The sequence below is a fragment of the Costertonia aggregata genome, assembly GCF_013402795.1.
Classification (GTDB): Bacteria; Bacteroidota; Bacteroidia; order Flavobacteriales; family Flavobacteriaceae; genus Costertonia; species Costertonia aggregata.
In genome coordinates, this window is the sequence record NZ_CP058595.1 from 1,055,831 (window position 1) to 1,069,537 (window position 13,707).

The window sequence follows — 13,707 nt, forward strand, 5'->3', positions numbered from 1 at the left end:
TGTCAGCAAGACTCATTCCATTGATATTTGTTTTTAAAAATAAATCCAATGGAAAAACACTATTTCAAAAGTACAGGTATCTCACTTATTTCAGGTGCCTTGCTCATTATTCTAACAATGGTATTGCATCCTTCAGGTGGTAGCATTGAGCATATCATCAAAATTTCAAAGACCATCACCATCGCCCATTCCCTAGCCATTTTTAGTTTGCCCATATTGTTGTTTGGATTTTACGGACTTACATTAAGGTTGATGGACAAGTGGAAATTATCCTTTCTCGGATTCATCATTATCGCTTTTGGGCTTATTGCTGCAATGTTCGCCGCATTATTTAATGGCTTGACCTTGCCGTATTTTCTAAACCGATATGCTGATAGGTTAGAACAGAATATCGAAACCTTAAAGCCTATTACAAACTTCAGCTTTGCTGTGAATGTTCCTTTGGACTACATTTTTATTATCGCCTGTTGTTTGTCTATTTTGATATATTCACTCATTATCTTATTCGAAGGCAAGATGCCAAAATGGATTGGTTACTTGGGTATTTTCATAACACTCTTCTCGATTGTTGGTGGCTTAACGGATTTTGTCTTTACCAGTTTAACAGGCTTTAGAATATTCACGTTTAGTATTGCAGCTTGGGTTTTATCGAATGGAATCTGCCTCATAAAATTTGGTAAGGAAAAATGAAAATTCTAATATTCGGCGCATCTGGTTCCGGTACAACAACAATAGGAAAAGAATTCGCTAAAAGAACAGGCTATGCCCATTTAGATGCCGATGATTACTACTGGAAGAAAACCGACCCGCCATTTCGAGTAAAAATTCCCTTAGCCGAGCGCAATACAAAACTAAAGGCGGATTTTAACAATAATAAAAATGTAGTATTGAGCGGGTCAATGGTAAGCTGGGGAAAGGAATGGGAAACTTCTTTTGATTTGGTTGTTTTTATCGAATTGGATAGTGAAGAACGAATACAAAGATTAAGACAACGAGAAAGGGAACGTTATGGTAGTCGGCTATTAAGTGATGAACAAATCAAGCGAAATTCTGAGGACTTTTTGAACTGGGCGAAACAATATGAAAATCCTGATTTTGAAGGAAGATCACTTAAGGTTCATAATAACTGGATAGGGCTACTAAATTGCCGAGTGATGAGAATTGATGGGTGTTTAGAGTTAAACGAAAAACTTGAAAAGATTCTGAGTAATCTCAATGCTATATGATTACTTAGGAAAGCGATAGTGACTGATAGATTTTATAATTAAATTATGACTGAATACGGACATTACTTTAGTAGGACACCCAAGGAATTATATAGATTCTTGCTGCCTTTTGATGTAATAATGACCTCTCTTGAAAATTCAACCTTTTTTAGCCAGTTTTTCTGTAGCATTTTCTCTAAAAGAACTGCACCTAAATGTCCGGCGAGATGTACTCTACGTTCTGACCAATCGAGACATTGTCGTGTTAACGGTCGGCGACTTTCTACAAAACTTACTTTTGAAATATCTAGCAACGACAACCATTTCCATCCTGTTTCAGTGACAGAATATATGTTTTCAGAAGGGATTAAAAATCCTCTTTCAACCAAAGTGTCGGTCATTTTCACGCCAACATAACCTGCAAGATGGTCATAACAGGTACGGCAATACCTCACACCAATTTTAGGTGGCTCATCCAATGTGGTAGCTGACGATTTATTAGCTAAACTTGCCAATGATTCAACTACATAAGCAACTTCGGCATTTGCAAAAGAGAAGTATCTGTGTCTTCCCTGAACATCCACTTTTACAATATTACCCTTGAGTAATTTAGACAAATGGTTGCTAACAGAACTTGCAGATAAATCAGCGGTCAGTGCTAGTTCGCTTGCTGTGTATGCACGTCCGTCAAGCAAGTTCCACAGAATTTTAGCTCTTGAAGGTTCACAGAGTAATGAGGTGACTGAAATAAAATGGTTGCTTTCCACTATTCATTATAGAATGAAATATAAAGGTAGTAAATCTGTTTACTTTGTGATAAATTAAAACTGGTAAATGAAAGACATAGAAATTTTATTAGGGAATAAGCCCGGACAATTGGCCCTTATGGGCGAGACTTTAGGAAAAAACAAAATCAGTCTTGAAGGTGGTGGGGTTTTCAACAATGGAAAGAATAGCGTAGCCCATTTTTTGGTGGAGGATGCCGAAAGGGCAAAAAAAGAACTAGAAAATGCTGGAATCAAAGTCATAAAAACAAGTGATGTAATCATCCAGAAACTTAGACAGGATGTACCTGGTCAGTTAGGTGCTTTTTGCAGAGAGCTCGCAGATGCCAATGTTAATATTCTGACACAGTACAGCGACCATTCCAATCAATTGATTGTAGTTGTTGATAAGTATGAGGAAGGAAAACGTATTTCTGAAGCGTGGATGAAAAAATGGTGGAACAACGATGATTACGTGATATGAAAAAACAACATAATTATTCAGCTACCATTGAATGGACAGGAAATTTAGGCCGAGGTACTTTAAATTATCGGGCATTTGAAAGAAGCCATAGTGTTTCAGTAGAAGGCAAACCATATATGTTGTGTTCCTCAGACCCAGCCTTTAGAGGCGATAATACAAAGTATAATCCTGAAGAACTTTTGCTGGCCTCTCTATCATCGTGCCATATGTTATGGTATTTGCATCTGTGCGCTGAAAATGGTATTGTAGTAACCGATTATGTTGATAAAGCAAAAGGGACAATGCTTGAAAGTGTGGATGGAAGCGGTCGTTTTGAGACAGTCAACTTATACCCGAAAGTAACTGTTCTCGAGAAGTCTATGATAAAAAAAGCAGAAATACTTCATAAGAAAGCGAATGAAATGTGTTTCATCGCTAACTCAGTAAATTTTGAAGTGTTTCATCATCCCAAGATTTCGATAGAGGAATAATAAAAAAAAATGAAATCAGGCAACCATTCTTAAATTTATTACGTCTCTAATTGTAGAGACAAACACTAAAACCAACCAAACCAATGTTAGAAAACCCAAAAGTCAACATCAAAATCAAATTGGCAGCCCTTTGGGCATCTGTGACCTTTTGCTATCTCTATGGCGACTACTTTGAACTTTATACACCTGAAAAGGTGGATAGTCTTATTACTGGACAGAATATATTAGACAGTCCAACAAAACTATTGGTAGCTTCCATTATTCTGGCCATCTCTTCTGTAATGGTGGCGGCATCTGTTCTTTTAAAACCTAAAATCAACCGAATCTTGAACATCGTTTTCGGAAGTTTCTTTACGCTGATGATGCTCTTTATTGGATTCAACTCAATGACCGAATGGTATAGTTTCTATGTGTTTCTGGCCTTTGTGGAAAGCATCCTTACCTTTTTGATTGTTTGGTATGCCATTAAATGGCCAAAACAGCACGACAATGGATAAAGAAAAAGCAGCAAGAAACAAAACAGCACGTCTGGGTGGATTGCTCTATTTGCTTCTCGTCATTTGTGGTTTGGTTTATCTGGTATATGTACCGTCACAATTGATTGTTTGGGATAATGCCGAAACTACATTGGTTAACATCCAGAAATCCGAGGGTTTATTCAAGATTGGAATCCTTGTGGCCATTTGTTCATTTATCATCTTTATGTTATTGCCATTGGCTTTGTATAGATTATTGAGTCAGGTAAACAAAAAAGTCGCATTTTTAATGGTGCTGTTTGCGGTGGTCAGCGTGCCCATTTCTTTTGTAAATATTTTGAACAAATTCACGATATTGGACTTAGTTCAGAAATCTAAAGGTTCGGGTATTATTGACGTAATCCCGGCAGACCAGGTACTATTCCATCTTGAGCAGTACAGCAACGGACTTGAGGTGTTGCAGGTTTTCTGGGGACTTTGGCTTTTGCCTTTTGGATATTTGGTCTATAAATCGGGTTTTCTTCCAAAACTGCTCGGTGTATTGTTGATGGCAGGATGCTTTGGCTACTTGGTAACTTTTACTGGTGGATTTTTAGTTGAGGACTTCTCAAAAACAACTCTTTCGAGCATCATAGGTATTCCCGCTGCTCTTGGGGAAATTGGGATTGCGTTATGGCTTCTTATTTTCGGGACGAATAATATAGGGTATAAGAAAAATTAGTTGATTCTACAGAATTGAAAGGCAACTTCCCGATGATACCAAGCAGTTATCTCAAGCTAATTTTGAACGGGTTTATGATGAAGTGCGGTCGATATTTAATTAGCTTTTTATTTGACCCATAAGTTAAAAAATGGAGCAGAAGTTTTGGATAGTTATTGCATTTAATTATTTTTCGGTCTAATTAACTATTATTGATATTCAAATCCCATATTATACCTTCTCATTTATCGAAATACTTAGTCGATATAATATATCATAGGGATTTCCAACCAGCTCACAATAAAGATAGATACCTGCCTGACGGTACTATTAATATAGTATTTGAATTTACAGGCACACCTAAATACATCTACAAAAAAGGCACAGACGAGAAAATTCAAGAATGTAGAGACGTATGGTTCTCAGGGGTTCAAAAGAATTTTTTAACTATAAGCTCAGAAAGTGAAGAAATGATGGTGATTGTGTTTAAACCAGGTGCTGGTTTTCCATTAATTCACAAATCAGTTTCCGAATATACAGATAAGGTGATACAGGCGGAAGGAGTTTTTGGACCCAATATTAAGCAACTCTTTGAAACTTTAAAGGAATCCGAAAAAACTGAAGAGAAGTTTAAAATTGCAGAAAATTGGTTGGAAGAACAGTTGAGCGAAGATGATTTTTACACCAATATAATTCAATATGCCATAGACGCAATTGAAAATTCACCAACTCAAATTAATCTTAGCGAACTTTCAGATAAGTTGGGATATTCCCAAAAGCAATTTATCCAATTATTCAAAAAGTACGTAGGTATAACACCAAAACAGTTCCACAGAATAGTTCGCTTTAATGAAATTCTTACCGCAGTAGAGAATAAAGAAGAAATATCCTGGACCATAATAGCGGCAGATTGCGGATATTTTGACCAAGCACATTTTATCAAAGATTTCCAGTCTTTTTCGGGCATTAACCCTAAAAAGTATATTAAGGATATCGAGGACTTCCCCAATTTTTTACCAGTCAAATAGAACGTACTTCAAGCAGTAGGGTAAATTTTTTACAATTATTAAAGAGACGCTTCCCATTTCTTTGCGGTGTATTAATCATTAAATCAAATTTTTATGGAAACAATGTACATTAATCATATCGCAGTAGTAGTATGTGCGATATCAAACCTAGTAGTAGGTGCCCTATGGTATAGTCCGGCACTTTTCTATAAAGCGTGGAAAAAGGAAAATGGACTAACCGACGAGGATTTCAAAAACATCAATATGGGAAAGATGTATGGCATAAGTTTTATACTGGCTCTTATTATGTCTTACAATATGGCGTTTTTTCTTGGCGATTCAGAAACTGACTGGGTTTGGGGAATTACCGCAGGGTTCTTAACTGGTTTTGGATGGTGTGCTATGATTTTCGCAGCTATTGGCTTGTTTGAAAAGAAATCGTGGAAATACATTCTAATCAATAGCGGATATATTATCGTTTACTTTACATTAATAGGTTTCATTCTTGGAATCTGGAGATAATACAATTATGAAAAAGACACTTTATTTTATTCTAGCAACTACATTCAGTTTAGGGTGTAGTGCGCAACAGAAAATTGCATATAATGTTCTAGAGGATGCAGCAACTCAAGATTACGAAATCTACGTAATGGATACTGAAGGGAACAATAGTAAGAACATTTCCAATTCTAAATCTGTAGATTGGGTATATGATAGCTTTGGCGATAAAATTTACTTCCTTTCTGATAGAGGTGAATGCTTCCGGTGCTTCTATCTATATGAGATGGATTCTAATGGGAATAACCTCAGAAAAATTACAGATTTTAAATTGGGAGATAGCTGGTTAAGCACAAGAAACGAAGGAAAGGAATTTATAGTAAAACCTGCCGAAGCGGAAGATGCATCATTCTACATTATTGATTCTAAGGGAACAATAATAGAAAAAATAAAAGTTGATTTAACCTATGCAAATGACCCAACCTTTTCACCAAATGGAGAGAAGATAGTTTTTAGAGGTAGCGATAAAAAATCACCGAGAGAACTTGGTTTTACAGACGCATTGTATGTAATGGATTTATCGTCAAAAAAGATGAAAAAAATCACTTCTCATCCTGATGAAAATGCTGGAAAGCAGTGGACAGGTTATTTGGCAGCAGCACCCAGATGGAGAGCAGATGGCAAAATATCTTTTGCCTCAAAGAGAGACAACAATTATGATATTTATATCATTAATCCTGACGGTACTGAAATGACATCAGTAACACCACTTGAGAATAACCAAGTTTATCATCATTGGAGTGCCGATGGAGAATTAATCTTTGAAGCTTCAATGAACAACCACAATGGCTATGAGCTATATAAGAGGACAAAAGATGGCAAAACTGTCCAACTAACGGAAGACAAAACAGAACAGTATGCACCGGTATTCGTTAACTCAAAGAAGTAATGGAAACTGTAGGATATTCTAAAACACCTCTTTCAAAGAAGCTGGGGATAAAAGAAAAAATGAAGCTACTTACGGTTAACGAACCACGACCATATAAAGAATTCTTTTTTGAATTTCCGGATGCTGTTATCATAAATCCAAAACTTGAAAACCAAAGCCTTGACCTTATCCATATTTTCATAAAAACCAGAACAGAGCTTGCTGCCATTGTCAACAGAATAAAACCGCTATTAAAAAAAGAAGGAGTCCTTTGGGTAAGTTGGCCCAAAGGCTCTTCTACAATTAAGACAGAACTTAAAAGAGAACCTATTAGAGATTATATCTTAAAAACTGGACTTGTTGACACTAAAGTGTGCGCAGTTGACTCGGATTGGTCTGGGCTAAAGTTTGTGTATCGTAAAGAAAATAGATGATTTATGATAAAAAAGAAAAGCAAAACAAATCCACTAATTGCACCCATTCTTATGTGCGTTTTTACCGTTTTCGCATTTAAATTTGATAGTGAGGAAATTTATTGGCTTTGGGAACAAAAAACCGTTGTTCATATTCTACTTATCCAATCGGCAATATTCTTCGGATGTTTTGCTGTTTACATTAAGATTAAAGGAAAAAACAGATAACAACTATAAACTTTCTTCAAAGCTCATATGAAAAAAATAGGATTAATAGGTGGTATGAGTTGGGAATCTACGCAAGTTTATTACCGAATAATAAATCAGTTGACCAGAGAGATTAAAGGGGGTCATCATTCTGCAAATTGTATTATCGACAGTTTGGATTTTGCAGAAGTAGAGAAATTTCAAAGTTCCAATAATTGGCAATCATTAAATGAAATGATGGCCAAATCGGCCAAAAATTTAGAACTTGCTGGCGCTGAATGCTTAGTTCTTTGTACTAACACAATGCACCTATGCAGTCCTTCGATAATCTCTCAAACTAACATTCCTTTTCTGCACATTGCAGAAGAGACTGGTAAAGCAATTTCTGAAAAAGGCTTAAAAAAAGTCCTTCTATTAGGAACCGATTTTACAATGAAAAGTCGGTTCTATTCAAAAATACTCAATGAAAATTTTGGAATAGAAGTGTGTATTCCAAACAATGAAGATAGAATAATAATTCATCGTATAATTTATGAAGAGCTAGTGTTTGGAATCTTCACAATACAATCTAAGATTAAATACATCCGTATTATAGAAAAGGCAGTTGAGCTAGGCATAGAAGGTGTTATTCTTGGATGTACCGAAATCCCTCTTCTAATTAAGGATAGCGATATTAAGTTACCTGTTTTTGACACTACATATATCCACGCAGAAGCTGCCGTAAAGTTTTCAATCACTCAATAATCACAGTCTGTCAAACCGGAATTTGCCATAGACTAAAGTAAATTTTTTACAATTATTTCTTTCCTGATAGCCATTACTTTGTTGTAAACAAAAACAAAAAGTACAATGGCAAAAACATCTTATCAAATTGAACAAGAATTTATCAATGATATAAATTCAATAACAGGTAACGACTTAAAATCCTGGTTAAAAATTATTGGGGAAACAAGCCTATCTAAACGCAATGAAATTTTGAACTGGTTAAAATCAGAGCATAATTTCAGACATCAAGATGCTTCACTACTTGCTGGAATCTATGTCAATGATGGCAAACCTGTCTATGCCGATTCAGGTGACCTATTAGAAAACCAGTTCAATAAGAAAGAACACCTAAGACCGCTTTATGATACTTTGATGGAAGCGATACTCAAACGACTTCCCAATACCCGTATCGAAGCAAAGAAAACTTATGTCTCGCTCAATGCGAAGCGAGAATATGCAGCTATCGGTATCAAGTCGAAGGAAATCCGCCTGGCAATGGATTTGGATGGTGAACCCAACGGTAGTGATTTTGTAAAACAAACCGGCATTGGTTGTATGCCACGGATTTCACATATGATAAAACTCAACCAGGCATCCCAGATTACGGACAACCTTTTGGATAAGATGGAAAAGGCGTATAAACGAATGGAATAATTCATCTGACTATGGAAACACAACTATTAGAAACCTGGCAAATTCAAAACCAGCTTAACCTCTACTTGCTTGAGAGTATAGACGAAGCAGATTTAGATGCTGAAATGACGAGTAAAGGACGCTCAGTTTTTAAGCAATTCGCTCACATTAATAATGTCCGATTGATGTGGCTTAAAGAAGCTGCACCAGAAATTTACAGTAGTGCGCACAAAATTGAAATGGACAGCAATCCATCTAAGGAACTGCTTCAAGAGACACTGGCGACGACAGGTGAACTGATATTGATGTTATTATCCAAAGGCATAGCCGAAAACCGTATCAAAGGTTTTAAACCACATCCATTGGCCTTTTTGGGTTATTTAACGGCACACGAAGCGCATCATCGAAGTCAGATAATAATAGCCCTTAAACAAATTGGAAAACCAGTTGGCAAAAAAATCGGTTTTGGATTATGGGAATGGGGCACTAAAATTTAAGAGTATGAGATATTTAATAATAGCCCTGAGTCTGCAAATTTTCATTTTCAGTTGCAACGCACAGATAAGACCCGAAAATGAAGTTTTAATCAGTGAAGGCATCAATTTCCCCATAACCGAACCTCATTTCGTGATTAACCCTAATAACGAACAACATTATCTCGTGGCTGCCATTGTCGCCACTGAACCCGAAGTGCTGGATTCCAATTTCCCAGCCAGCCATATCGTATTGTTTCAATCCTATGATGCGGGACTGACTTGGGTGGCAGAACATTTTGACGATAATGTTTCCCTGGGCGCAGACCCTTGGCTGGCATTAAACGATATGGGAACGGTGATTCTCTCGGCGTTGACCAAATTCAAGGATAAAAAACCTGTCTATTTAGCGACCTATACTTCTACTGACGAGGGAAAAACTTGGGAATATTCACAGAATTTTGGATTCGGGCACGACAGGCAATCTATGATTTTGAATCCCAAAACACAGGAATTTCTTATTGTTTCCAGTAAATATTTACAGGATGATAGAAACCGTCGTCGTAGTGGTTTGATGGCCATTCAACTGAGCAGTAAAGGTACATTTATGCGAAGCAGCACCTATCTGCACGGCAATGTAGATATTCAGATGAATATGCCAGTGATGACCACGGAAGGTGAATTGCTTATTCCCTATATCGGGTATTTATCGAACAATAAAATGTTGAAACAGAAGAATACTTGGTTATTACCTTCAGATAATTTTGGAAAGACTTTTCACGACCCTTTATTGATGTTCAATGCCACTACGGGTCACACTAATATCGTTATAGATACTACTTCAAATTTTAAAAACAGGATATATAGCCTAAAAGCATTAGGTGCATTCAGGGAATTCAAGGGTTTTGAATTGCTCTATTCCGATAACGCTGGGGAATCTTGGTCAGACCAAAAAAGAATCGGACAATCAACTGGTAAATCCGACTATATGCGCAATGCGAATATGGCTGTAAACAAGGATGGAACACTCGCTATTTTCTGGTATGACCGTAGAAATCATCCCGATAAAAATGATATCTACTTTACGGCTTCGACCGATGGCGGAATTACCTTCCTTCCAGAAATACGGATAACCAAAGTATCTACCATCCCAACAACAGATGCCAACGGTTGGACTGGAAAGCGCTGGGCTGTTGGCGGCGATTATTCAGGCATTCAGCCGTTATCGAACGGAAGTTTTCAAATTGTTTGGGCAGATAGCCGAAACGGATTCTATCAATTATTTACTAAAAATATAAAGATTGAAAAATGAAAAAGATAATCATAATACTCGTATTTATTCTTGTAGCCTGTAAGAACGATGATGATAGCCAAGGGCAATGTTTGGAACCACCTTGTGGTACCATAAATCCATCTGCAATAAACTTGACCGTATTTACCGAGATAGATGGACTGGAATCAATTACTGTTTTTTATGAAGGTGATTCGGAAGCTTTGGATTTAGATGGCCTCGATGTGGCCAACCAGGTTTTCTTTTCCTGCTGGCAGGAAGTTCAGACACTCGCTTTGAACAGCGCAACCATTGTTATCGCCGGTCAGGAAACAGATGTCGATAACATTGACAATAATGCAAATAGCAATTTGGTTTCGCTTAATGTAATTGAAATTGAAGGTGACATTGTACTATCGCTACAAGATTATACCGAATGTGAGGATGTCATTGACAACTAGTTTCCAACAGGTACTTTAATTCACCTTTTTGATTGGTCAAATAGTATTTCGACCTGACTTAAAAACATATTTTAAAATGAAAAAAATCCTTTATATAGTAATTGTAAGTATTTTTTTATTTTCATTTAACGCAAACGCTCAATCACTTCCAGACCGAGAGTGCAACTGTAGTGAAGTATTTGAAGAGCTTACAGAAAAGCTTGAATCAAATTATCTCGCATATAAAAAGCTGGTCGAGGCTGACCAAGAAAAAAAGTACAAGAATTTAAAGCATAGTTACAACCGATTGCTTAAAAACCTAACCGCTGATAACTGCACCCGTATGCTACAGTTGTTTCTTCAAGAGTTTGATGATGGACATCTCTTTGTATTCGAAGAGCCTGAATATACTTCTAAGGAAAAGGCAATTCTTCAGCGCGAAGCCAAGAAAAACCGTAAGAATGTTGATGCCGTTCTCAAAAAACTCGAAGAGCAAGGCCACGGAAAGGTCACTGGAATATGGTCGGACGGTAATTATGAGATTGCCGTGATTCAGGAAGGGGAATACTTCAAAGGCTATACTATCACTTGGTCGGATACGCTACCAGCAGGAAGTCTGTTGGCATCTTTCAAAAAAGGAAATATGAATGGAAGAATGCACGGAACTTGGTACAACTATAACAATGAGCCCAAGTTTATTGAGGCCGACCTATCTAAGGAAAACACATTACTTAATTTCTCTAGTGAAAATAAATGGGGACGAATTGTAGGGAAACCGAAACGTGAGGTAGCAATAACCAACAAAGATGATATTACCCAGCCTTCCATTCAGTTTTTGGATGACGAAACCACATTGTTTACCATCCCTTCATTCAGTTCTGACCCAAGCTATTTACAACAATTACTTCTAAAGAACGCAGAATCTGTAGCGACCAGAACAAAACTAATTATTGACGTCCGCGGAAATACTGGCGGGAATGCCGTTTACTTTGGTTTTATTCCTGTTTATGCTACGCAAGGCTTGTCTGCAAGTGTACCGGGCGAAGTTCTGGCTTCTGAAGATACCAAGAACTATTTTGAACGACTGGTAAAGAGCAATCCGAATTTATACCAACCTGTAGTTAACCGAATAGAAAAAAATATGGGCGAAATTGTAGAAGGACCAGCTTATCCCGCGAGACCCTTCGAATCTTATCCCTCAAAAATTGAAAAGGTTGCTATCCTTGCCGATGGCGCTTGTGCGAGTGCGTGTGAATCTTTCATTTTGCACTCAAAGGCAATGAGTAACAAAGTGAAAGTGTACGGTAGCAATACCGCAGGGGTTATTGATTATACAAGTGTTACGATAGTAAAGTTATTTTCCTCTGGAAATCAAAATATCTATTTCGGCTTCCCAACAAGTTCCCTTAGCAAAAGTTATTTAACGGATGCATATCCAAATGGATATAATACAACAGGTATTAATCCTGATGTTACCATTCCATCTACGGTAGCTGATAAGGTTTTATACGTGATGGAAAAGATGGATGAATAGACAGCTTTGGGGTAAAAATAGGGAACAAAATAGGTTTTTATCAAACCACTAATCTCTCTAAAAATACTTGTCTCAGTAGAGCAGAAGAATAGTTCTGACAGAGACAACAAGTGAAATATTAATGAATTTAAGTTGAAAACCGCTTTGGAAATCTTCAGTAGAAAAATTATATGCAAACTAGTATTAAAAACATACTTGATGAATACAAAAATGAGATTGAAGATGTAGGTCTAGGGAACCTGGAAGATTTCTTGGTCGTGGAAAAAGGTATACAGATTTCTCGCAGATGCATCCAGAGTCTAAGGGTCTTACTAAGAAATAAAGAGTTTGATAGTCCAGAAGATGAGATTAGGTTCTTTAAAGAGCAAAAACCCTGTGTGTACACAAAAATAAAGTTCTATTCTAAGCTATATCAATTTCTATTGAGACGACCTCAAGGGAGTTTAAACAAACAACGCCGATTTATTGACCAAGAAATTGAAAAGTTGCAAGAAGACATTCGCGAGAATTTAGATTTTGTAAAATACTATCGAGAAGGTAGCACCTATCTCGACAAGTACTATTTCCTACGAGGAAAAGATGAAGTAAAATTGATTACCGATACCTCATATTATCTTACTGACAACGAATTCTCAATAAGTCACGATAATCTAGTTGCAGAAATTCTGGCGTATGATTTGCTTATAAATCATTACCAAAAGCTTTTGAGCGATTTACGTTTTCTTAGAAAAAATGGTTTAAAGGCCCAAAAGGCTACTAGTTATCATCATAAAAGAAGCCTAAAATGGACGGCTACAAAAACTGACTTAATCGAATTGCTTTATGCACTACATACCTCAGGTGCAATCGAAGATGGTCAAATCTCAATCAAGCAATTGGCCGAGGCCTGTGAAGAGCTATTTGAACTGGAATTTGATAACGTTTATAGGACATATCTGGAAATAAAAGGACGCAAAAATGATAGAACCAAATTCTTGGATAGGCTTAAAACAAGTTTAATGGTAAAAATCGAAAAAGATGAACTTTAAGTTTATTGTAATTAGAGCAGTTAGAGACTTAATCTCTCTCTTAAAATGGCGCTTTATCTTTTGAACCTCTCGCATCTGCCAACCACTTTCCATCTTGCTTAACCAGTTTGAAAATACCAGGCGTTTTGTCATAAGCTGTGGTATATTTTACCCAAGCCACGTCGCCCATAATCGTGTCCTGCAAAACAGTAAAATTGGAATCATCTTTTGGCGTAGCGTTGAACATATTTATGGTATTCATATAGTTAGAATATGCCTGTGGTGTCGAGTTGGCTTTTAAGGTTTCTTCATCCTTTTCATAAAAGCTTTCGATAACAACTTGGGCTGTAGCACTTGGTCCTGAAACTTTAGTTGTGGAATCAGCACACGAAAGGAACAGCAGTACGAGGAATAAAACAACAATATTTTTCAT

Annotated in this window: 19 protein-coding genes; 17 read left to right on the forward strand and 2 right to left on the reverse strand. The window is 36.8% G+C overall.

What is annotated here, in order from left to right; all coding sequences use genetic code 11:
* Positions 1-48: 48 nt before the first annotated feature.
* On the forward strand, positions 49-690 hold the full coding sequence (locus HYG79_RS04825; RefSeq protein ID WP_179241029.1) for a hypothetical protein: 642 nt from the start codon (positions 49-51) through the stop codon (positions 688-690).
* Positions 687-1,226 (forward strand): AAA family ATPase, encoded by a 540-nt coding sequence (locus HYG79_RS04830; protein WP_179241030.1) that lies wholly within the window; start codon positions 687-689, stop codon positions 1,224-1,226. Before HYG79_RS04825 ends, HYG79_RS04830 begins: the two co-directional genes overlap by 4 nt.
* 62 nt (positions 1,227-1,288) lie before the next feature.
* Here HYG79_RS04830 and HYG79_RS04835 read toward each other — a convergent pair whose 3' ends face one another.
* Positions 1,289-1,972, reverse strand: coding sequence for an ArsR/SmtB family transcription factor (locus tag HYG79_RS04835; RefSeq protein WP_179241031.1), 684 nt, complete (start codon positions 1,970-1,972; stop codon positions 1,289-1,291).
* 67 nt (positions 1,973-2,039) lie between these two features.
* Here HYG79_RS04835 and HYG79_RS04840 point away from each other — a divergent pair, with 67 nt between their 5' ends.
* From HYG79_RS04840 to HYG79_RS04910, 15 genes are all read left to right on the forward strand, one after another.
* Positions 2,040-2,453 (forward strand): amino acid-binding ACT domain-containing protein, encoded by a 414-nt coding sequence (locus HYG79_RS04840; protein WP_179241032.1) that lies wholly within the window; start codon positions 2,040-2,042, stop codon positions 2,451-2,453.
* Positions 2,450-2,923 (forward strand): OsmC family protein, encoded by a 474-nt coding sequence (locus HYG79_RS04845; protein WP_179241033.1) that lies wholly within the window; start codon positions 2,450-2,452, stop codon positions 2,921-2,923. The genes HYG79_RS04840 and HYG79_RS04845 overlap by 4 nt, the downstream gene beginning before the upstream one ends.
* Before the next feature lie 83 nt (positions 2,924-3,006).
* A complete protein-coding gene (locus HYG79_RS04850) occupies positions 3,007-3,420 on the forward strand; it encodes a DUF6326 family protein (protein ID WP_179241034.1) in 414 nt (137 codons plus the stop codon).
* Positions 3,413-4,120: a DUF4386 domain-containing protein gene (locus HYG79_RS04855; RefSeq protein ID WP_179241035.1), complete on the forward strand. Its 708-nt coding sequence runs from the start codon at positions 3,413-3,415 to the stop codon at positions 4,118-4,120. The genes HYG79_RS04850 and HYG79_RS04855 overlap by 8 nt, the downstream gene beginning before the upstream one ends.
* 191 nt (positions 4,121-4,311) lie before the next feature.
* Positions 4,312-5,127 carry a helix-turn-helix domain-containing protein gene (locus HYG79_RS04860; protein ID WP_179241036.1) on the forward strand — a complete coding sequence of 272 codons (816 nt, stop codon included), beginning with the start codon at positions 4,312-4,314 and terminating at the stop codon, positions 5,125-5,127.
* A 93-nt stretch (positions 5,128-5,220) separates the two neighbouring features.
* On the forward strand, positions 5,221-5,628 hold the full coding sequence (locus HYG79_RS04865) for a DUF1761 domain-containing protein (protein WP_179241037.1): 408 nt from the start codon (positions 5,221-5,223) through the stop codon (positions 5,626-5,628).
* 7 nt (positions 5,629-5,635) lie between these two features.
* Positions 5,636-6,553, forward strand: a complete 918-nt coding sequence (locus HYG79_RS04870; RefSeq protein ID WP_179241038.1) for a TolB family protein — start codon at positions 5,636-5,638, stop codon at positions 6,551-6,553.
* Positions 6,553-6,966, forward strand: coding sequence for a DUF3052 family protein (locus tag HYG79_RS04875; RefSeq protein WP_179241039.1), 414 nt, complete (start codon positions 6,553-6,555; stop codon positions 6,964-6,966). The genes HYG79_RS04870 and HYG79_RS04875 overlap by 1 nt, the downstream gene beginning before the upstream one ends.
* A gap of 234 nt (positions 6,967-7,200) precedes the next feature.
* Positions 7,201-7,896 carry an aspartate/glutamate racemase family protein gene (locus tag HYG79_RS04880; protein ID WP_179241040.1) on the forward strand — a complete coding sequence of 232 codons (696 nt, stop codon included), beginning with the start codon at positions 7,201-7,203 and terminating at the stop codon, positions 7,894-7,896.
* Between the two features lie 105 nt (positions 7,897-8,001).
* Positions 8,002-8,571 carry a DUF5655 domain-containing protein gene (locus HYG79_RS04885; protein ID WP_179241041.1) on the forward strand — a complete coding sequence of 190 codons (570 nt, stop codon included), beginning with the start codon at positions 8,002-8,004 and terminating at the stop codon, positions 8,569-8,571.
* 11 nt (positions 8,572-8,582) lie between these two features.
* A complete protein-coding gene (locus tag HYG79_RS04890; protein WP_179241042.1) occupies positions 8,583-9,047 on the forward strand; it encodes a DinB family protein in 465 nt (154 codons plus the stop codon).
* Positions 9,048-9,051: 4 nt separating this feature from the next.
* The gene (locus HYG79_RS04895) at positions 9,052-10,335 is read left to right on the forward strand and encodes a sialidase family protein (protein ID WP_179241043.1); all 1,284 of its coding nucleotides are present in this window, start codon (positions 9,052-9,054) and stop codon (positions 10,333-10,335) included.
* Entirely contained in the window at positions 10,332-10,754 is a 423-nt protein-coding gene (locus tag HYG79_RS04900; protein ID WP_179241044.1) for a hypothetical protein, read from the forward strand. The genes HYG79_RS04895 and HYG79_RS04900 overlap by 4 nt, the downstream gene beginning before the upstream one ends.
* A gap of 76 nt (positions 10,755-10,830) precedes the next feature.
* Positions 10,831-12,267, forward strand: a complete 1,437-nt coding sequence (locus HYG79_RS04905) for a S41 family peptidase (RefSeq protein WP_179241045.1) — start codon at positions 10,831-10,833, stop codon at positions 12,265-12,267.
* Positions 12,268-12,437: 170 nt separating this feature from the next.
* Entirely contained in the window at positions 12,438-13,295 is an 858-nt protein-coding gene (locus tag HYG79_RS04910; RefSeq protein ID WP_179241046.1) for an RteC domain-containing protein, read from the forward strand.
* A gap of 40 nt (positions 13,296-13,335) precedes the next feature.
* Here the strand turns inward: HYG79_RS04910 and HYG79_RS04915 are convergent, their stop codons facing one another.
* Positions 13,336-13,707, reverse strand: coding sequence for a hypothetical protein (locus HYG79_RS04915; RefSeq protein WP_179241047.1), 372 nt, complete (start codon positions 13,705-13,707; stop codon positions 13,336-13,338).